The following is a 20,111-nucleotide window of genomic DNA, read 5'->3' as shown; positions in this document are numbered from 1 at the left end:
AGGGCGTCTTGTCATAGAGTAACTTGTGCAGGATTCAAACTAATTTCGATCAGTGATGGATAATTGGCCATTTTTTAAGCTTTTGAATTAAAAGAACTAAATTCAAGTTACTCAGAAGTTACTTCTTTTTTTAATATTTAGACAAGATTTTGAATGCGTCGTATCTGTTCTTTCAGACGTTTTGCTGAAACAGGGCCAAGGGCACCGACTTCCTGCGCAAAAACAGAGACCTTGAATTCTTCTATCATCCAGAAAAGATTTTCTGTTTCATTCTTTTTTTCTTCAGACACATGGGGACTCAGCTCCGAAAGGATCTCCCTGAGTGATTTTTCATAGGGTTTTATTTCAGTCTGTTTACGTTCATCCTTTGAAAAATCTTCGGAAGCTCTCTGGATTCGGATGATCATCGCTTTGAGGTAGCGGGGAAACTGCATCATCCGTTCCGCAGAATAAAGCTTTACAAAATTTTCCGGGATCAGGCGTTTCATCTCTTGATCCATTTCCGCAAGAAAAGAAATGGTCTTTACCCCCCCTTTTTTTCTGAAGGAATAAAAAACGTCACGGGTTTTCTGGGCTGCGTAAAGAACGGGGAGAACGGCTTCCATGAGCTTTCTGCCTTCCGGGATCAGACTGTTTTTTGCCTTTGACAGAGCATTGAGAAAGGCTTTTTCGGAACGGATGTCCAGTTTTGTCATGGGCGTGCAGACAGCCTCCTTCAGATTTTGTTCAAAGGCTTCCCTTCCTCCAAAATGGAGCAGGATTTCGCCTGTATCCGCAGGGAGGGTCAAGTGTTTTTTCAGTTGTGCCATCTCGGATTTTAATTCATTTTCCAGAAGACGGGCGATGGCCTTTTCATGGTGATATCTGGCTTCTGCTCTGGATGCAAAAAGGCTTCGTCCCACGCCTTTCTCCGTAGAGATAAAGGCTGTGAAAGCAGGTTCACTGGACGGATTTTCTGGATTTACGGGAATGGTTTCGGGCATTCCATCCAGATCCCTGATCGTGACGGTATCTTTTTCCCATTTTTCCCGGAGCCTTTCCAGATGCATATTTTTGCGGGTATTCTGAATGTTTTCCCTCAGAATTGAAGGATCCCTGGAGACAGACAGGACCTTTCCGCTGCTGTCCGTGAGGCAAAGCCTCATACGCAGGTGGTCAGGCAGATCGATTTCATTGAACCGTGCCGGTGCCACATCCACATTGTAGCGCTGGTAGAGGAATCTGCTTAAGGCAAGAGCCAAAGGCCTGCCAACGGGCTTCAGCTCCTTTGCAATCTCCTTTGCCGTATCTGGCAGCGGAACAAGGCGTTTGCGTATGATTTTAGGAAGACTCTTCAGCATGGCCTCAATTTTTTCGCAGAAGAGACCGGGGATCAGCCATTCTGTTTCATGGGGGTTGATTTCCGGGGACAGATCAATGGGTATCCGTACACTGATGCCATCGGAATCTTCTCCCGGACTGAAGGAATAGCTGCATGGGAAAAGTTCTTTTTTACCCAGTGAAACTTTTTCCGGGTAAAGATTCAGGGTCTTTGCATCCGTATCCCCAAGGAGGATGTCTTTTTCCTCCATACGCAGATAAGTGTCATCCCCTTTTTTTCTGATTTCACTCAAAAGGGTTCTGATGTCAAAGATACCTTTGATTTTTGGCGCGTAAAAATCAAAGACCGCATTTTCTCCGGCAAAAAGATCCCTTCTGCGCAGCCGGTCTTCCTTTGCAAGAACCTCCTCTACAACTTTCAGGTTATGGAGAAGAAAGGGTGGCCTCTGCTTCAGCTCTCCCTGGACCAGGGCGTTCTGAATAAAAATACGTGTTGCGGTTTCGGGATCTTCCTTTCCAAAAGCTACGGATTCTCTGTCCGTGAGAATGAGACCATAAAGGCTGCGTCTGCGAAAGGCCATGACCCGGCCTTTGTTTTTTTCCCAGTGGGGGTCATAAAGGCTTTCAGTAATCATGTTTCCACCGGCCTCCACCACCCACAATGGATCTATGGAAGCAAGGCAGCGGGCAAAGAGTCTGGATGTTTCCACCATTTCCGCCGCAACAATCCAGTCAGGATTTTTATTGAAGAGCCCTGAGCCGGGAAAAATCATTACTTCCCGGTTTCTGGAAGCGAGCAGGGTGTTTTTTTCTTTTCTGCGGGCAATATTGGATAAATGTCCGGTCAGGATAGCCTTATGAATGGCTTCGTATCTGGGGCTGAAGGGGCTGGAAACATCAGGTGCTGTTTCCGGTGGCTGGGTTTTTTCGGCTTTAATATCCGTTTCTTCAAGCATTTCAAGAATCTGAAGGGATAAATCCCGCCATTCACGCATGCGCTTAAAGGACAGAAAAAATCGTTCCGTAAATTTTTTCAGGGGCGAGATCCCAAGGCTCCCCCGGCTTTCTTCGATAAATTTTTTCCAGATATTGAGCAGGGTGATAAAATCGGAAAGGGGATCCACAAAAGCTTTCTGGGCCTGAAGGGCCTGCTGTTTTTTATCTTCGGGTCTTTCCCTCGGGTCTACGGCTGTGATGCCCGCGGCAATTATGGCTACATCTTCAACACATCCGAGCTCTTCTGCTGCCACAAGCATGCGGGCAATTCTGGGATCCAGCGGGATGGATGCCATGCGCTTTCCAACAGAAGTCAGGGCAAAGCCGGAAGCTTCTTTTTTCGTGGATTTTACAGGAACGATGGCACCGAGTTCCTGCAGAATATCGTATCCGTCCTTGATTAATCTGTCTGCGGGTCTGTCCACAAAGGGAAAGTCCCGTATATCCCCCAGACGGAGGGCTGTCATTTTTAAAAGAACATCGGCAAGGTTTGCCCTGAGGATTTCAGGGGTGGTAAAGCGTTCTCTGGCTTCGTAGGATTCTTCGGAGTAAAGGCGGATGCAGATTCCGTTGGCAACACGTCCGCAGCGTCCTTTCCTCTGGTCCGCACTGGATTTTGAGATGGGTATAATGGGAAGGCTTGTGCTGCGCATACCCGGAATGTACCGGGGAACTCTGGCCACACCCGTATCCACGACATAGCGGATGCCGGGAATGGTAAGGGAGGTTTCCGCAACATTGGTGGCAACCACAATTTTTCTGCCGCTGGCTGGCTGAAAGACCCTGCGCTGCTGTGAACCTGTCAGGCGGGCATAGAGGGGAAGGATGACAGCTCCCTTATAATTCCGTCCGCTGAGCAGGTCACAGGCTTCCCTTATATCGTATTCCGTTGGTAAAAATACAAGAATATCTCCAAACGGGCCTTCCGTCACAAGGTCATCAATGGCCCTTGCCACCTGATCGGCAAGGGAGGGGCTGTCTTTTTCTTCTTCTTCGGGCTGGGGCTGATAACGGACCTCAACGGGATACATGCGACCGGATACGCTGATAATGGGAGCGCCACCGAAGGCAAGGGAGAATTTTTCCGTATCAATGGTGGCGGATGTGATGATGACTTTCAGGTCTTTTCTTTTCTGGGTAACACGAATGAGAAAACCCAGAAGAAAGTCAATATTCAGGCTGCGCTCATGGGCTTCATCGATGATAAGGGTGTCGTACTGATTCAAAAAAGGGTCCGACAGGGTTTCCGATAAAAGCATGCCGTCGGTCATAAGTTTGATGATGGTGTCTTCTCCGGTCTGGTCCCGGAAACGGACTTTGCAGCCAACGGCCTCACCCAGAGCTGTATGAAGTTCCTCGGCAATGCGCTCGGCCACACTCAAGGCGGCAATGCGGCGGGGCTGGGTGCAGCCGATGCGTCCGTAGTGGCCCCGGCCTGCTTCAAGGCAGAGTTTGGGAAGCTGGGTGGTTTTGCCGGATCCCGTTTCACCGGCAATAATGACAACGGAATTGTCCTGAATGGCCTTGATAATGGTATCTTTATGGGCGGTGATGGGGAGGTTTTCGTCAAAGGAAGGACGGGGAAGCTTCTTTTTGCGTCCATGAAAACGTTCTTTTGCCTCTTTCAATTGTTTTTCAAGGGAGAGGAGATCCTGTTCCTGTTTTTCAGGTGGCAGTTTTGTAATCTTATGGCGGAAGTGATGAATTTTTTTGCGGATTGCCATGCGATCCGCAATCAGGATTTCTGACGAGGCCCTGTGGATACGGTTCAGTTTTTTTTCTGTGGCGCTGTTATTTACTGGCTTATATGTTGACAATGTGAAGACCGCTTGTGTAGGTTAGAAGAAAAATAATTTTTGAAAACTATCCGTTCAAGTGGGGATGCATCTTGTTTGGGATCGTCCCAAAAAAGACGGGGCAAGTCTAATATAGCATTCAGGTGAAAACCAGTCTTTTTAAGGTGTCCGTGGTATTTCAATGGCAAAGGTTCTGTAGCAAAGCCTTTTGGCTTACAAGTTTTTTGGATCGGACAGCATATGCTTAAAAAAATATATTTTTGTTTTTTATTGTTGTTTCTGGTCAGACCTGCCGGGGCAGAAGCCATGGAGAAACTTCATGTGGGTATCCTTGATCTGCCACCTCTCTATGAAGTGGGAGCGGATGGAAAGCCCGGTGGTGTTTTGCTGGAGTTTTTGACCCGTATACTGGATCAGGCGGGATACAGTTATGATATGGCCGTTTACCCTCCAAGGAGACTTTACTGGAACATTGCCGAAGGCCGGTGCCATGTCTTTCTCGGGGTCAAAAATGTTCCTGAACTGGAGGGCAGGGTACTTTACAGCAAAAAAAAAATAACAGACATTGATATGAGAGCCTATGTTCTTGGTGAAAGAAAACTGCCGGAAAAAAATGAAGATCTTTACGGGAGCCGGGTCATCGTTATCCGGGGCTACAGCTATGGCGGTTTTATTAATGATCTGAGAAACCCTGATAATGGTGTGGAACTGATGGAGGCATCGGATCATATCCATGCCTTTCGTCAGCTTGCTGCGGGCAGGGGAGATTACCTTCTGGATTATCGGCGTGCAGCAGAAAATGCCATCCGGGTCATGGCCATGGAAGAAGAGGTGCGGTCCACCTCCCTTGAATTGATAGGGGTTTTTCTCAAGGTGTCAAAGCAGGTAGAGGGTGCGGATATTCTGATGCAGAGGCTGGAAGCCGCATGGGATTATCTTGAATCCGACATTATTATTCCTGGGTCCGTCAACTGAATGGCAAGGCAGAAAAGGTGCTTTGCATCGAAGTTTTATTGGTTTCTTTCTGGCAATACGGATATTCCGGCCATTTCCATAATACGGCGATAATGGGCAGGGGATACGGGCATAACGGAAAGCCGGTTTCCTTTTTTAAGGAGGGCCATCTCCTGCATCTGAGAATCCTTCCTTAGATTCTCAAGGAGAACGGGGCCTTTAAATATGATTTCAAGGCGCAGATCCACCTGATACCAGATGGGGTTTTCAGGTGTGCTTTTCGGATCGGGGTGGGCCGAATCCCTGTGCCATGCGCTGGCATCGGGGTAGCCTTCGCGGACGACGGAACACAGGCCCACAATGGCAGGCTGTCTGATTCTGCTGTGATAAAAAAGGACAGGATCTCCTTTTTTCATACCATCCCTGAGGTAGTTTCTGGCCTGATAGTTGCGCACACCATCCCAGCCTTCGGTCTGCTTTGGACGCAGGGCCAGATCCTGAATGGAGAAGGTATCGGGTTCTGATTTTACAAGCCAGCAGTTTCCGGACATGGGACCTCTTTAAAAAAGGGCAGTGGCCGGAAAAAGCCACTGCCTGTGAGCATCAGGCGCTGATGCGGGCACAGATGGCATCGCCCATGCCAGCCGTATTGACAATTTTGGATGCGTCTTTTCCGAGATCCGCTGTGTAGATACCGTCATCAAGGGTTCTGGCTACGGCATTTTCAATGGCATCGGCAGCTTCGTTAAGATCCAGACTGAATCGGAGCAGCATGGCAGCAGAAAGAATCTGGGCAATGGGGTTGGCAATCCCTTTGCCTGCAATGTCCGGTGCAGATCCGCCAGCAGGTTCGTAAAGGCCGAATTTGTCCTCATTCAGGCTGGCAGAAGCCAGAAGCCCCATGGAACCAGTGATCATGGCGCATTCATCGGAAAGAATATCCCCGAACATGTTGCCACAGAGCAGCACATCGAACTGATGGGGATCTTTGACCAGCTGCATGGCTGCATTATCCACATAAATGTGGGTAAGCGCCACATCGGGGTAGTCTTTGGCAACTTCTGTGACCACTTCCCGCCAGAGAACCATGGTGGTCAGTACATTGGCTTTGTCCACGCTGGCAACCCGGCCTTTTCGTTTGCGGGCAAAGTCAAAGGCCATGCGGGCAATGCGTTCGATTTCATAGCGGGAATAGACCATGGTGTCATAGGCTTTTTCTTCGGGACCGCTGCCTTCCCTTCCCTTGGGCTGCCCAAAGTAGATATCGCCTGTGAGTTCCCGGACACAGAGTATGTCAAAACCGTCTTTGACAATATCCGGGTGGAGGGGGCTGGCTGCGGTAAGGGAGGGGAATATTTTTGCAGGCCTCAAGTTGCAGTATAGGCCAAAATGTTTGCGCAGGGGCAGGAGGGCTGCCCTTTCGGGCTGTTGTGCAGGGGGGAGATGTTCCCACTTGGGGCCGCCGACGGAACCGAAAAGAACCGCATCGGCCCATTCACAGGTTTCAAGGGTGGACGGGGGGAGGGCTTCACCATGGTTGTCAATGGCCGCACCGCCGACGTCTGCCTGCCTGTATTCCAGTTTAAAACCAAATTTTTTCTGGACGGCATCCAGAACCTTGATGGTCTCCTGCATAACTTCCGGGCCAATACCGTCTCCGGCAAGGATGGCAATTTTTTTCAAAGGGTTTCTCCTTAGTTACAGCTTTTATGGATATGGTGAAAAGAAGCAGACTTTTTATACTTGAAATTTCTTTATCAGACTGTGCCTTTATTGCCAAGATTTTACCCTTCCCCAAATCTTTTATCAAAATCAGCCGCACCTCTTCTGTGGTGTTTATGGGGCATTTTTTAACTCTGTTTCCTCATCCATCCTGCTGACCCCATCCATGAGAAGCTTCATAAAATGGCCCATGGGTTTTTTATCCCTGTCCTGTTTGGGAAGGTCCGGGATATAGCTGAAGCGGCCCTTTTTTTCCTTTATGATCTCATAAAAAGCCTCTTTTTCGCTGTGCTCCCCATAGCGGGCGGCAACCATTTCTCCTCTGATCATGGAAATGGCCGCTTTTCCACGGGGCAGGGCAAAAACAAGCATTCCTGTTTTTTCTCCTGTTTTCAGCATCTGCAGGATTTCAGGGATCTGTGTACTTTCAAGGGAACCGCTCAGTTGTGCCGTAAGGGACTGGGTTCTGGCAAGGTCGGCTTTCTGCAGACGTCTGGCCAGTCTCTGGCTCAGGAGCTGGGCAAAATGCATCTGCAGGGCAGGAAAGGTTTCCAGCACGCGGATAAACTCCCGGCCTTCAAGGTAGAGGATATCCGTTTCTTCCATGCTTTTTATGGTGGCATTGACGGGTTCACCACTGATCAGGCTCATCTCGCCGAAAACATCCCCCCCTGACATGGTATCAAGAATTTCCCCATCCGCATCCAGTACGGCGACCTTACCGGAAACAAGAATGTAGAGGTTTTTCCCGGCCTCTCCTTTCTGCATCAGAACTTCATTTTTCTGGCATTTTCTGGTTTTTAGCCGGGTAAGGATGCTGTGAAGTTCCTGGGGGTTCAGGGTCTGGAAGATGGGGTAGCCGGAGAGGATATCCGGCAGTGTCTGGTCCCGGTGACCAACGGTCTCTGGCCCGGGGAGACGCTGCAGGGGAGCTGTTTCACGGTTTGCCAGTTGCGTTTTTGTGAAAAACTCCCGGATTTCTTTCAGTTCTGAGGCGATGGCGGCCATGCTGGCCGAAACTTCCCTCAGCAGGTGATTGGTTTCATGGAGCAGGGCAGGGGTATCCTCCCTGCGGGGTTGTGGGATCGGGTTTTCTTTATTTTCTGAATGGGGGGAAGGCTCTGGTTTTTCCGTTAAGGCCTGCGGGATTGCTGGGGCAGGCCGGGATGCAGGGGGATGATCAGGTATTTGGGTTTCAGCTTTTTCCGCTTGATCCGGGGACGGATCCTTGGGTTTTTCAGCATATTTTTTCAAAGGCCCCATGAGGAATTTCAGGAATTTTTCAAAAAAATCGGTTGGATACAGTTCTTTTTCTCCAAGATCCCTTTGCTGGATAAGATTCTGGGCTGCATTGCGGATGCATCGGGAGGCAATGCTTTGGGGGTAGCGAAGAATAAAGGCTTCCTGCTCCGCAAGGGCATCGGGTACGGCATTGTCCTTGGGAATGATGCCAATGGGGTGAATTTCCATAGCCAGATGGTTTTTGACAGCATTGACGAGTTTCAGAAGAACGTTTCTGGCCCTGTCCATGCCGGGGGCGTTGTTGACGATGACACGGACCGGAGTCTGAAACCCGTTGAGCTTCAGAACCTTGAGCAGGGCATAGGCATCGGTGAGGGAGGCGGGGTCCGGCGTGATGACAATGAGCAGCTCCGATGATGCCAGACAGAAGGCCAGCACATCCCTTGCAATGCCTGCGGCTGTATCTATGATGAAATAATCATAGGTATCCAGGGTGGAGAATTCCTGAACAAGGTAGAGGATCTGATCGCTTCTCAGGTTGGCCATGGCCTCAATGCCGGAGCTTCCCGGAAGAATATCCAGCCCTTCCGGTGCTTTAATCAGAATCTCCCTGAGGGGAATTTTTTCCAGAAGAACATCTTTGAGGGTCTTTTCAGGATGGAGCTTTAAAAGGATATTCACATTGGCAAGGCCGAGGTCTGCATCCAGCAGGCAGACTTTGTAGCCAGACCGGGCAAGATGCAGCGCAAGGTTGGTGCTGATCTGGGTTTTGCCGACCCCTCCTTTGCCGCTGCTGACGGTGATAATCCTTGTCATGGTGTGCTGATGCTCCTTGGCCGGAAGAAATAAAGAGACTCCTTAAAGACTTTTGAAGGATTCCCTTTGTTTTTTAGTAATTATTCAGTACATTTTATTTAAAAAAAATTGTTCATTATTTTGAAAGTATTCAGCACAGTTTATTCCGAACTGCCAATGCTGTAGTTGCAGCAGCGTCTTACGGCTGCAAGGCTCCGTGGCTATTTGCAAGTGACATTGCAATCGTTTCGGATCAGAGCTTTGTCCGGCACTCAAGCCAAAAACCCAAAGCCTATAATATAAACGATGCCGCCTTTTCAGGCTTTAGTGCCGGAGTGCTAATAAGAAGCGGCAAACTGTCTGAGCCGCCACAAAGGCAGCGTACCAAGGCCTGCCATGGTAATAAAAAGCTTATCCTGCCTGTGGCGGGGGGTTTTTTCCGCTTCCGCACAGGGCAAGAAGCTCTAAGAATAAGATTGCGTCACGGGCAAATAGCCTGGGGCCTGTGCATCTGCCTTGCAGGTATGGTATCTGAAAAACTGTGCTGAACAGTTACGTTTTTTATTGCATACCCGTTCCTGCGGGGGGAAAGAAAAGCGTCTGTTTTGCCCCCTTTAAGCCATAGGCAATGGTGTAAATGATCTGATCCGTATTTTCGTAAACAATCTGGTTGTTGACGGGAACACCGCCATGGGCCTGAATTTTACCTGTATCCCTGAAGCCCAGCACAGAGACTTCCACATCAAAGACCTTGGCGTCTCTGGCCCGGATGTAGGGCGTTTCCACGGGCTGGGTACTCATGGGGGTGGTGCGCACGGCAGGGTTGATGAAGTCTTTCATGAGGTTGGAGGCAAACTGGAGATACACAGGGGGCATTTCCGTGGGCGGGTTGTCTCCGGCCTGGGTGACCATGCGGAGAATACGGGCCTGGCTGGTGATGGCTTTAATGGCTTCCTGATCCGGTCCTACGGGAAGATTGACGGGATAGCCTGCAATCTGAACCAGAGTGACACTCCTTTCGCCTTTCTGGGATGCCGTAAAGTTTTCCACTTCAAGGGTTACGAGATCCTGCTGGACATCAATGACCTTTGTGGTGCTGAGGATACGGTCTCCGTCGGGGTTTCTGTAGCGGGCAAGGGTGGTCACCCACTGGCCTTTGGCAAGGGGAATTCTGACATGGCCCGGTGTGTTGATGTTCTGGGGATTTTTAAAGGCAATTTCTGCGGCCATTTTTTCAATGGCCTGCTGGGCATGGGGATCTGCCGTCGGTGTGCTGCGGACGCCGCCACAGGCGGAGAGCAACAGCAGGAGAATACAGGCAGAGGATACAAGAAAATGACGTAACATCTGGTACTCCTTTCTGAGGTTTTTTTGTTCTTTATGCGCCCAAGGTGCCATTTAAGGAAAAAAGCGGATGGATCTGCCTTTCTGCTTGTTTATCCAGATGTTTTCCCCTTACAGCCAGATCCAGCGTGGCCCTTCCAAGGGCTTTGTACAGGTCGCTGCGTAAGGGGCGTTTTTCGCTGATGGCTTCAAGGTGTCTTTTGAGGGTGCTGGTGTCTCCCCTGACAACGGGACCCGTGAGGGCAGCTTCCGCAGGCATTTTTTCCAGATTGGCAAGGGTGCCGGAAATAAGGGGAGCAAGAAAGGCCATGGCATGGCTGCCCTCAATGCCCGAGGCTTCCAGAAGGTCAAAGGAAAAATCCAGAAGGGTGACAAGGTAGTTGGAGGCCACCACCGCCGCCGCATGGTAGAGGACCTTGGCATCTGCTGCGATGGGGATTCCCTTTGCCCCCAGATCTTCTGCCATGGCAAGGCCGGTTTCTACGGCTTCGGGCATGCCCTCTGCCGTCATGAGGATATTTTTGAAGGGGTGGCCCCTGTCCAGGCTGGGAGAGAAGCTCTGCAGGGGATGCAAGGAGGCCGTAAAGGCACCTTTTTTTGCAGCGGATACAAGGAGTGCCGCAGGCTGGGAACCGCTCAGGTGAAACACCCGCTGGCCGGGGTGGAAGATGCCTTTGGCTGCAAGGCTGTCACAGGCGGATGCAATGGTATCATCGGGCAGTGCCAGAACCAGAATGTCTGCTTTTTGGCCCATTTCTTCGGGGGAAAGCAGGGGGATTTCCGTAAGCGCTGCAATCTGTTCTGCTTTTTTTATTTCGGCGTCCCAGATACCGCAGACGGACCAGCCTGCTTTTTTAAGGTGAAAGGCAAGGTGGCTTCCTGCTCTGCCGCAGCCGATGATTCCTGTTTGTTGTGTCATTTTCATTCTCCCATGTTCAGGGCGGATGATAAGGGCAGCAGATCATGATGGCAATATTTTTTTCCTGTGGCTTTGTCCTTCGGGCAAAGGAAATCGTCTTATGCTTGCTGTTGCGTCAGAATCACTCTCTTTTTTCGTCAGAATATCCGGAAGTCTGCTCCCTGATAAACTGCTCTTTTATTTTTTCATATTTTCCTTTTTCCACAAAATTTTCAAAAATCCTCTGGAGGTCTTCCACCAGATCCGGATCACTTTTTTTGCCCGTAACAAGGTAGAGATCTTTATAAAGATCGGGAAAAGCATAAACCACCCGCAGTTCTTCCGGGTCATGGCCCAGATCCTTTGCCAGCTGGAAAGCAGCGATGATATTGCCAGCCCATATATCCATGCGTCCCGCCATGAGTTTTCTCATGTTCTGCCTGTAGCTCGATGTTTTATCCAGCGTGAGCCCAAGCTCCTTCTGCCTTGCGGAAAGGTGCTGGTCCACCACGTCCTCGATCACCGTACCGATGCGATAGACAGCCATGTCCCTATCCGATTCAATGCGGATGTCCTTTCTTGTGCTGAGGGCGATGAGTCCTTCATAGGAGGGGCCTACGGGGCCTATCCAGTGAAAAAGTTCTTCCCTTTCCGGTGTTCTGGCCACACAGAATTCAAAGATGTTTTTTCCGTCACGGGTGGCGGCATAGGCTCTGGCAAAGGGAAAAAGCTGCACATGGAAGTCATAGGCCGTATCCTGAAATACACTTTGGATGACATCCATGCAGATGCCGGATATGCGGCCATTTTCCTGAAAACTGTAGGGCGGGAAATCGTCCGTCAGCATATCAAGGGTTCTGGCCGGAGAAGAAAGGGGCAGTATCAGGATAAGCATTAAAGGTAAAAAAAATCTGTGCATCTAAAATACCTCCATATTTGCGTGGTTTGTTTCTGTCAGTCCCGGCCCCCTGTATCTGGCGGTGTGCCTATGATTCATCCATGCACTCCTTAAGCTCGGCCATGGCCTGCTGAAGGTGCCCCAGTATCTTGCGGCATCCTTCAAGATCCCCGGCCTTTGCTTTTTTTTCCATATCAAAGGCGATACCAGAAAGGGTTTCTGCCCCCATATGGGCAGCAACACCTTTTAAGCTGTGGGCCTCAAAGCGTACGCCACCCGTATCGTTTTTGGTAATGAGATCCCTGATCTCAGCGATCTGGGCAGGGGCGGTTTCCATGAATTCCTGTACGATGATGTTTATGGTTTCCCTGTCGTCACCAAGGAATTCTTTCAGGGTTTTTTTATTCCATATTTTATTTTTATCATCTTCATCGGACAGGTCTAAGGCTTCATTTCCCGATCCCGCCGGGGTTTCCGGCAGCCATTTCATAAGGGCTGCCGTGAGGGCCTCCGGGTTCAGGGGCTTGGTCACATAATCGTTCATTCCCGCATTCAGGCATCTTTCCCTGTCATCCTGCATGGCATGGGCTGTCATGGCAATGATGGGTATGGCAGGATTCCGTACGCCGGACTTGGGGTGTCTGATGCATCTTGTGGCTTCCAGGCCATCCATGAGGGGCATCTGGATGTCCATGAGGACAAGGTCCCATGGTGCTTTTTTCAGGGCTTCCAGTGCTTCCAGTCCATTGGATACGGCTGTTGGTGAAAATCCGAGATTCTGCAAAAACCCGATGGCCACCTTCTGATTGATCACATTGTCTTCCACAAGAAGAATGCGGGCATGGGATTTTGCAAGGAGATCCTTTCCTGTGACGGTTTCCCTGTTTTCAGTTACCGGGTTTTCTTCTTCATCGGTTTTTTTCAGGCGGATGTAAAACCAGAATCTGGAGCCCTTTCCCGGACGGCTTTCCATGCCGATATCACCGTCCATGAGCAGCACCAGATGTCTGGAAATGGCCAGGCCAAGACCCGTCCCACCGTATTGCCTTGTGGTGGATCTGTCCACCTGACTGAATTTTTCGAATAAAAGGGGCTGTTTGTGTTCGGGAATGCCGATACCCGTATCTTCTATGGTAAAATGCAGTATGATCCCGCGGGCATCCTGCTGACCCTTTGATATGGAGATGGATACGCTGCCCTTGTCCGTAAATTTGATGGCATTGCCCACAAGATTGGTGAGGATCTGCCGGAGACGGCCCGCATCACCTGCCAGACGGGAGGGTACCTCATCTTCCTTTGAGCAGCGAAAGTCCAGGCCCTTTTCCCGGGCCTGGGGAGCCATGGCAGCCATAAAATTTTCAAGCAGTCCGTCCAGACTGAAGTCATGGATTTCCATTTCCATTCTGCCGGCTTCAATTTTTGAAAGATCCAGAATATCGTTGATGATACCCAGAAGGGAAACGGCACTGCTGCGGAGGGCCTCTGTATAGTGCCTCTGTTTTTCTGTCAGAGGGGTTTCCATGAGAAGATTGCTCATGCCGATAACCCCGTTCATGGGGGTGCGGATTTCATGGCTCATATGGGCAAGGAACTCGCTTTTGGCCATGTTGGCCCTTTCGGCCTTCAGGGCCATTTCTTTGGTTTCAGCAATGGCTTCGCTTAAGGCTTTGTTTGTTTTTTCCAGAACAGTCCGGGATTCCTCAAGGGCAATTTCCGCCTGTTTGCGCTCACTGATATCCACCATCACCGTAAGGAGGTAATGTTTGCCATGGCTGGAAATCACATCCCCTGAAAAGATCCCGTCCTTTCGCTGCCCTTTGCTGTCCTGAATCCGTATTTCCGTGTTTGTCACCCGCCCCGTTTCATTCAGGCGCAGGGTAAGGGCTTCTAGCTGTTCGGGAAAGGGGAAAAGATTCAGCTCCTGCGGGGTTTTGTTCAGGATGTCTTCTTTTCTGTAGGAAAGGGTTTGTAAAAAGGTGTCGTTGACATCGCTCAGGCGGCTTTCAGGTAACAGCCATAGGGCCATAAGTGCTGGATTGTTCTGGAAAATACGTTCAAAGCGCTTTTGGGCTTCCACCTGAACACGAATGTCTTTGGCAAGGCCGAAAATGCATTCTTTCCCGTTCCATTCTCCCCGCCAGATTCTGGCCTCCACAGACAGTTTTTTACCGTTTTTTTGCATCAGGGGGAGGAGGCAGCTTTCCTGCTTTCCCTCCAGCATGGCTTCCAGGGTGGCCCTGGCTTCTTCCCGTATTTTTTCGGGATACAGGTCGATGATATACATGCCATGGCATTCCTCCCTGCTGTATCCAAGACTCTGACGCAGGTTTGTATTGGTATAGATGATCCTGCCGCTGGGCCTTGTGACTGCCACAAGATCGCCGATGCTTTCAAAAAAATTCCGGAAATTCATCTCCCTTTCACGGATCAGTCTGCCTGTGATGAGGGAGAGGATGAGGGCGGCAGCAATGATGAAAAAGGTGTTGCGCTGGGAACTGAGGATGTCACTGATGTAATCGGTTTCGGGGATAATGACGCAGATCAGCCAGTCAATGCCGCTGTTTTCCTGAAGGGGAGAAACCTGAAGCATGTATTTTTCTTTGCCGCTTGTAAACTGTATGCTGACAATCTCCCTTATCTTGTCAGGATGATCAAGGTGGCTGTATATGGCGCGTCCTGCGTTTTTTATCCTGTGGGAGTTGCTTTGCAGAACCTTGGATTTTTTCGGGACAGAATTTTCGTTTGTCTGGAAGATGCTGGCGTCTGGTGCTGATGAGGCAAGGAGATAGCCGGATCTGTCCATGATAAAGGCTTCCCCGGTTTTTCCTATCTGCATGCCCGATAGAAAATCATGGATATGGTCCAGAAAGATATCCACGGAAACGACCCCAAGAAGTCTGTCGTCCCGGTCCCGGACAGGCTGGCTGGCGGAAAGGGCCAGCCCGTCTCCGGTAAAGAGAATGTAAACCTCGCTCCATACATGGGTTTCATAGGCCAGAGCCTTTTTATACCATGGCCGGGTTCTCGCATCAAAGTTTTGAATACGATGGAGAATCTCCCCCCTTTCTTCTGCGGTGCCCAGTCCGTACTTGTTGAACGGTCCGGCTCTGAAATCTTCCGTGGCCATGAAATAGAATCGGCCGGGCTCCCTGCCACTGTGGGCCAGTCCGCCTTCGGTATTGCCGAAATAAACGCTGCTGATCTGTGGGAAAAGCTGGAGCTGATTGTAGAAATGACGTTCAAGCACCTTCTGATCACTGACGGGGAGCAGCCCCCGCTCCATGGCATCCGCATTGATTCTGTTCACGATCTGAGGAAGGGAGAGAAAGTGGCGCAGGTGGTCTGCAATGCGCAGGGTGGTTTCTGCGGAAAGCCCTTCCATGGCTGTGCGCAGGGTGCCGGAAGCCCGGTACTGATAAAGGGTGCCAGCCGTAAAAACAGCGGTTACCATGATCAGAAGCAGGGGGATGAGGGGCGGAATCCGGAAGAAAGGGTGCCGTTTGTTTTTCATACGAGGTTCTCCGTCATGCATGGATGCGGGGTGCCGCCGTTTCATCCAGCACCTCCCGGACCTTGTTTCCCAGAATTTTTCGGGTAAAGGGTTTCTGGATGAAGTGTACCCCCGGATTCAGCACGCCATGTCTGTCAATGACATCCGCTGTGTAGCCTGAGGTGAAAATGGTTCTGAGTTCAGGGTGGATCTTTTTCAGGGTGTCGGCAAGATCCCTTCCGTTCATGTCCGGCATGATAACGTCTGTGATGAGGAGATCGATTTTTTGGCCTTTGGCAAGGCTCAGGGCTGTTTCGGGGTTCGGTGCCGCCACAACGGTGTAGCCGAGACCTTCAAGAACCCGCTGGTTCATTTTAAGTATGGCGGGTTCGTCTTCTGCAAGGAGGATAGTTTCGTGGGGACTGCCGGGGGGAACATGGGATTCTTCCGGATGGCTTTCTTCGGGCATCCCCTCGTAGCGGGGCAGATATACGGCAAAGGAAGTGCCTGCGGAGGGCCTGCTCCGGACATCTATATAACCGCCGTTCTGCTTGACAATCCCGTAGATGGTAGCCAGTCCCAGTCCCGTGCCTTTACCCGGCGCCTTGGTGGTAAAAAAGGGTTCAAAAAGGTTACGCAGGATTTCAGGCCCCATGCCCGTGCCGGTGTCATGGACGCTCAGCACCACGTATTCTCCGGGGATAAACCCCTTTTCCTGCGGGATATGATCCATGTCAAAAAGGCCTTTGCCGGTACGGATGGTGATTTCACCCGTACCGTCTATGGCGTCTCTGGCATTGACGCAGAGGTTGGCCAGAATCTGATCAATCTGGCCGGGGTCCATCATGACGGGCCACAGGCCTTCTTCGGGAAGCCAGTGCAGTTGAATATCCTCACCAATGAGGCGGTGCAGCATTTTCAGCATGCCGGAAATGGTCTTGTTCAGATCCAGAATTCTTGGAATGGCCGTCTGTTTCCTTGCAAAGGCCAGAAGCTGGCGCGTCAGATCCGCAGAGCGGTGGGCTGCCTGACGGATCTGCAGCAGATCGTTATGTACGGGACTTTCTGGTGAAAGATCATCCAGAGCCAGCTCCGAGTGTCCCAGAATGACGCTGAGCATGTTATTGAAGTCGTGGGCCACACCACCGGCAAGCCGGCCAACGGATTCCATTTTCTGGGCCTGCAGGAGCTGGGCCTGCAGCAGCTGCTGTTCTTTGTCCGCCTGTTTTCTTAGGCCGATATTGACCAGCATCTGGGCAAAAAGGGTAAGGAGTTTCTGTTCCCTGTCTGAGTAGTCGTGGTGTTTGCGTACGGAATCAAATCCGATGAAGCCAAGACATGTTTCCCTGTGCATCATGGGGACGGCCAGCAGGCTTTTGATGTCCTGGGGTTCCAGCACATCCCTTGCGCCGCCCCTGGGCAGGGCGCTGACATCGGGAATATGTACGATGGCACCTTGGGTATGGGCTTCTATCCAGTCTTCCATGGCAGAAAAGGGAACTGCCTGCAAAAGATGGATCTGTGGCTCTATGCCTTCGGCACACCATTCATGGGTGTTGGTACAGATCTGACTCTGGAAATCATAGGTGCAGATGTAGGAGCGGTCCGCTTCAACAAAAATGGCCATGTCCCCAAGGGAGATCTGGATGGCTTCATTGAGATTTTCAAGGGGAAGGTTGATATAGGTGGCTGCAATTTCCATGAGGAGTCCCTGCAGGCGGGACTGGAGGTGCAGGGCTTTTTCCGCATGCTTCCGGGATGTAATTTCTGTGCAGAAGCCTTCAATAAGAAGGGTTTTATCTTTGCGTTTTTGCATGCGGGCGTTGATGTTCAGCCATATCTGTCTGCCGTCTCTGGTTTTTGCCTGAAATTCAAAATCCTGGATTTTTCTCTTTTTCAGGAGAATCTGCAGAAGCGTTTCCCTCATTGCCGTTTGAAGGTAGAGTTCCGATGCCAGATCAAGATAGTGATCGAGAACGTCTTCGGGCTGATCAAAACCCAGCATCTGCGCCATGGCCATATTGACTTCAAGGGGTCTGCCCTCGGCTGTGGTACAGAAGATACCCACGGGGGCGTGGTGGAAAAAATTTTTGCTGAATGCCGTCCCGGCTTCCGGGATTTGATTCCGCTGGGATGGATGGGGGGCGGGGCTGGATTTTTTGTTTTTATGCCGAAGAAAATACAGGGACCTGTTGAACCAGCCCGAAGGTTTTTTCCGTAGAGAAGTCGTATGGAGAGGCTTTTTTCTGATGGACATGGGAAAGCTCCTGTGTATGCGGTTTGGGGCACCAGACAGGATTCAGGGCTCAGCTTGGGGGCTGGTCCTTTTCAGCGTGTCGAGGGGGGGCATTCAGCAGCGCTGCGGAAAGAATGCATTTTTTATATGGGCATCAGAACTTTTTATAAAAATAACCTGTTTGGGGTATGCAGGGCAAGATCTTTTTGAAAAAGCCAAAGGAACAGGGGGCGGGAAGGCGGACGGGGGAAGGTGGCATGTCAATGCTCTTGTATCCTAAATCAAAAACTCCCTGCCGGAAAACCGACAGGGAGCGTATAAAAACCAACTGCACACGTTTTAAGGTGTGCAGGGATTATCGAGTGGCTCCCCAGCACGGACTTGAACCGCGGACCCAGTGGTTAACAGCCACTTGCTCTGCCGACTGAGCTACTGGGGAGCATCTGGGTTCCACCTTGCGGTAGAACGAGGCAACTTATACGGGTTTCGTTTCTCTCTGTCAATTAAAAAAAGGTTAAAATATGTTTTTTTTATCCGCCCCTTTGCATGGGCTTGTTTTTTAAAGCCTAATTTTTTTGTTTTGTCTGTGTATCCATCCCGTCTTGCCATCTTTTTTTAAAATTCATGCCTTGTTTTCAGGAAGTAAAACTGCCGTTGCGCATAAAAAGGCTGGCGATATAAGCAGTATACAGGAAAAGCATGAAGATTCCTTCTCCCCGGTCTATGGAACGTCGTCTGCCTGTGAACATGAAAATAAAGAGCAGGATATTGGAGAGAATGACAACGGCAATATCCATATTGTTGTGCATGGAAAAGGGAAGGGCTTTGATGGATGCGCTGATGCCTAAGACAAAAAAGATGTTGAAGATGTTGGAACCCACCACATTGCCCACGGCAATGGCGGCATTGCCACGCCAGGCGGCTAACGCAGAGGTGGCCAGTTCTGGAAGGGATGTGCCGATGGCCACAATGGTCAGGCCGATGATATCCTCTGCAACATTGAAGTTTTCTGCAATGATGACTGCAGCGTCTACAATCCAGTCTCCCCCCAGCCCCAGCCCCACCATCCCTGCAATGATATACACCCAGGATTTGAAGGGTCCGTAAAAGGCTTCGGCAGGCGGTTCCAACGGGCGGTCGTTTCCCTTGCTCTGGGAAAGGTTGAAGGAATAATAGGAGAAAATGAGAAAGAATCCCAGAAAGGCAAGGCCGTCGGTACGGGTCAGCTCATTGCGAAGGGCACCGTCAAAAAAGACATCGTTTACGGCAACGGCCAGCATGATACCGGCGAGAAGGCTTAGGGGGATTTCTGCCCAGACCGTGCCCTTCTGCACTCCCAGAGGAGAAATGGCCCCAGCCAGTCCCAGAACCAGAAGGGTGTTGGCGATGTTGCTGCCCAGCACATTGCCTACGGCAATGCCGGAGTTGTCCGTGATACTGGCGTAGATATTGACAAAAAGTTCAGGCAGGGATGTGCCCAGAGCAACAATGGTCAGGCCGATGACAATGCTGGGAATCTGAAAACGGCGGGCAATGCTGATGGCGCCATTGACAAGGAGGTCGGCCCCCTTGAGGAGCAGTGCCAGACCGATGACCAGTTGCAGATAGACCATGATACATCCTTCAGGGAAAAATCATAAGGCAGCATAAAAATCCACAGCCTGCCAGGGATTCCTTTGGCAGGTCATGGATTGATATTTATGCTGTGGCCCGGAAACAGGCCGCAGGCACAGGGCAGGAAATCAGGTAGTCGGAAGATAGGGCGTCAGGTCTTTTACATGACGTGTAAGTACGGAAAAGCCTCCGGATTCAAGGCTTTTTACCGCCGGATCCAGATCCCTTGCAGCCACCCGCATCACCAGCTGAAACACACCGGGATGTTCTTCCACGGGCCAGGAGATAAGGCTTTGGATATTGATGCTTTCCGAAGACAGGATGCGGGCAATTTCCGCAAGGGCCCCCAGACGATCCCGGATCAGCACCTGAAAGCGAACGGAACCTTCGGCAATGCCGATGGCATCCAGCAGTACTTTCAGGACATCGGTACGGGTGATAATGCCCACCAGTCTGTCATTTTCCATGACAGGCAGGGAGCCGATGCGTTTTTCCTGTATGATCATGGCGGCACGCTCGATGGTGGTATCCGGCGTGACCGTTACGATTTTTTTGCGCATGATCATGGCCATGGTCACCTTACTGAGCAGGTAGTTCAGCTCATGGCTGGAAAGGGTCGTGGCAGAAGAGGCCCAGTTCTGGCGGATGTCCCTGTCTGAAACCACACCCACCAGTTTTTCTTCCCTGTTCACCACCAGAAGGTGTTCAATCCCTTTCTGGTCAATGAGTTCCCTTGCTTCGGCAAGGGGCATTTCCGGTGGAACCGTGACAAGATTTGTGCGCATGATGCGGCCGATGTACATGCA

At 50.7% G+C, this 20,111-nt stretch carries 12 protein-coding genes and 1 tRNA gene; 1 reads left to right on the top strand and 12 read right to left on the bottom strand.

Translation table 11 applies throughout. The features are described 5' to 3' along the window. Positions 1-137: 137 nt before the first annotated feature. Positions 138-4,133, bottom strand: coding sequence for an ATP-dependent RNA helicase HrpA (gene hrpA, locus LZ24_RS14150; RefSeq protein WP_144686260.1), 3,996 nt, complete (start codon positions 4,131-4,133; stop codon positions 138-140). A gap of 285 nt (positions 4,134-4,418) precedes the next feature. Here hrpA and LZ24_RS14145 point away from each other — a divergent pair, with 285 nt between their 5' ends. Continuing rightward, on the top strand, positions 4,419-5,087 hold the full coding sequence (locus LZ24_RS14145; RefSeq protein WP_186443167.1) for a substrate-binding periplasmic protein: 669 nt from the start codon (positions 4,419-4,421) through the stop codon (positions 5,085-5,087). A 35-nt stretch (positions 5,088-5,122) separates the two neighbouring features. Here LZ24_RS14145 and LZ24_RS14140 read toward each other — a convergent pair whose 3' ends face one another. The 11 genes from LZ24_RS14140 to LZ24_RS14090 all read right to left on the bottom strand — a co-directional run bounded on the left by LZ24_RS14140 (position 5,123) and on the right by LZ24_RS14090 (position 20,108). Further along, positions 5,123-5,617 carry an EVE domain-containing protein gene (locus tag LZ24_RS14140; protein ID WP_144686256.1) on the bottom strand — a complete coding sequence of 165 codons (495 nt, stop codon included), beginning with the start codon at positions 5,615-5,617 and terminating at the stop codon, positions 5,123-5,125. Positions 5,618-5,669: 52 nt separating this feature from the next. Then, positions 5,670-6,749: a 3-isopropylmalate dehydrogenase gene (gene leuB / locus LZ24_RS14135; RefSeq protein WP_144686254.1), complete on the bottom strand. Its 1,080-nt coding sequence runs from the start codon at positions 6,747-6,749 to the stop codon at positions 5,670-5,672. Between the two features lie 153 nt (positions 6,750-6,902). Beyond that, positions 6,903-8,846, bottom strand: a complete 1,944-nt coding sequence (locus LZ24_RS14130; RefSeq protein WP_144686252.1) for a P-loop NTPase — start codon at positions 8,844-8,846, stop codon at positions 6,903-6,905. 540 nt (positions 8,847-9,386) lie between these two features. Continuing rightward, positions 9,387-10,172 (bottom strand): hypothetical protein, encoded by a 786-nt coding sequence (locus LZ24_RS14125; protein ID WP_144686250.1) that lies wholly within the window; start codon positions 10,170-10,172, stop codon positions 9,387-9,389. Between the two features lie 31 nt (positions 10,173-10,203). Then, positions 10,204-11,088, bottom strand: coding sequence for a Rossmann-like and DUF2520 domain-containing protein (locus LZ24_RS14120; protein ID WP_186443166.1), 885 nt, complete (start codon positions 11,086-11,088; stop codon positions 10,204-10,206). 121 nt (positions 11,089-11,209) lie between these two features. After that, complete coding sequence (locus LZ24_RS14115) at positions 11,210-11,986, bottom strand: substrate-binding periplasmic protein (RefSeq protein ID WP_144686246.1); 777 nt, start codon at positions 11,984-11,986, stop codon at positions 11,210-11,212. Positions 11,987-12,053: 67 nt separating this feature from the next. Further along, a complete protein-coding gene (locus LZ24_RS14110) occupies positions 12,054-15,476 on the bottom strand; it encodes an ATP-binding protein (protein WP_186443165.1) in 3,423 nt (1,140 codons plus the stop codon). A 13-nt stretch (positions 15,477-15,489) separates the two neighbouring features. Next, entirely contained in the window at positions 15,490-17,712 is a 2,223-nt protein-coding gene (locus LZ24_RS14105) for an ATP-binding protein (protein ID WP_144686241.1), read from the bottom strand. 342 nt (positions 17,713-18,054) lie between these two features. Continuing rightward, positions 18,055-18,130: transfer RNA gene (locus tag LZ24_RS14100), tRNA-Asn, on the bottom strand. 196 nt (positions 18,131-18,326) lie between these two features. Next, complete coding sequence (locus tag LZ24_RS14095) at positions 18,327-19,304, bottom strand: calcium/sodium antiporter (RefSeq protein WP_144686238.1); 978 nt, start codon at positions 19,302-19,304, stop codon at positions 18,327-18,329. Between the two features lie 129 nt (positions 19,305-19,433). Beyond that, positions 19,434-20,108: a CBS and ACT domain-containing protein gene (locus LZ24_RS14090; RefSeq protein ID WP_144686236.1), complete on the bottom strand. Its 675-nt coding sequence runs from the start codon at positions 20,106-20,108 to the stop codon at positions 19,434-19,436. Positions 20,109-20,111 lie beyond the last annotated feature (3 nt).

The sequence above is a fragment of the Desulfobotulus alkaliphilus genome (assembly GCF_007830435.1).
Taxonomy (GTDB): Bacteria; Desulfobacterota; Desulfobacteria; order Desulfobacterales; family ASO4-4; genus Desulfobotulus; species Desulfobotulus alkaliphilus.
This window is presented reverse-complemented; position numbering and strand designations above follow the sequence as displayed.

What these genes read in the sequence shown, in the direction of transcription:
- LZ24_RS14145 (WP_186443167.1), top strand. Translation starts at nt 4,419, where the DNA reads ATGGAGAAACTTCATGTGGGTATCCTTGATCTGCCACCTCTCTATGAA.
- LZ24_RS14140 (WP_144686256.1), bottom strand. Translation starts at nt 5,617, where the DNA reads ATGTCCGGAAACTGCTGGCTTGTAAAATCAGAACCCGATACCTTCTCC.
- LZ24_RS14125 (WP_144686250.1), bottom strand. Translation starts at nt 10,172, where the DNA reads ATGTTACGTCATTTTCTTGTATCCTCTGCCTGTATTCTCCTGCTGTTG.
- LZ24_RS14120 (WP_186443166.1), bottom strand. Translation starts at nt 11,088, where the DNA reads ATGACACAACAAACAGGAATCATCGGCTGCGGCAGAGCAGGAAGCCAC.
- LZ24_RS14090 (WP_144686236.1), bottom strand. Translation starts at nt 20,108, where the DNA reads ATGTACATCGGCCGCATCATGCGCACAAATCTTGTCACGGTTCCACCG.
- LZ24_RS14105 (WP_144686241.1), bottom strand. Translation starts at nt 17,712, where the DNA reads ATGTCCATCAGAAAAAAGCCTCTCCATACGACTTCTCTACGGAAAAAA.
- LZ24_RS14115 (WP_144686246.1), bottom strand. Translation starts at nt 11,986, where the DNA reads ATGCACAGATTTTTTTTACCTTTAATGCTTATCCTGATACTGCCCCTT.
- LZ24_RS14095 (WP_144686238.1), bottom strand. Translation starts at nt 19,304, where the DNA reads ATGGTCTATCTGCAACTGGTCATCGGTCTGGCACTGCTCCTCAAGGGG.
- LZ24_RS14130 (WP_144686252.1), bottom strand. Translation starts at nt 8,846, where the DNA reads ATGACAAGGATTATCACCGTCAGCAGCGGCAAAGGAGGGGTCGGCAAA.
- LZ24_RS14110 (WP_186443165.1), bottom strand. Translation starts at nt 15,476, where the DNA reads ATGAAAAACAAACGGCACCCTTTCTTCCGGATTCCGCCCCTCATCCCC.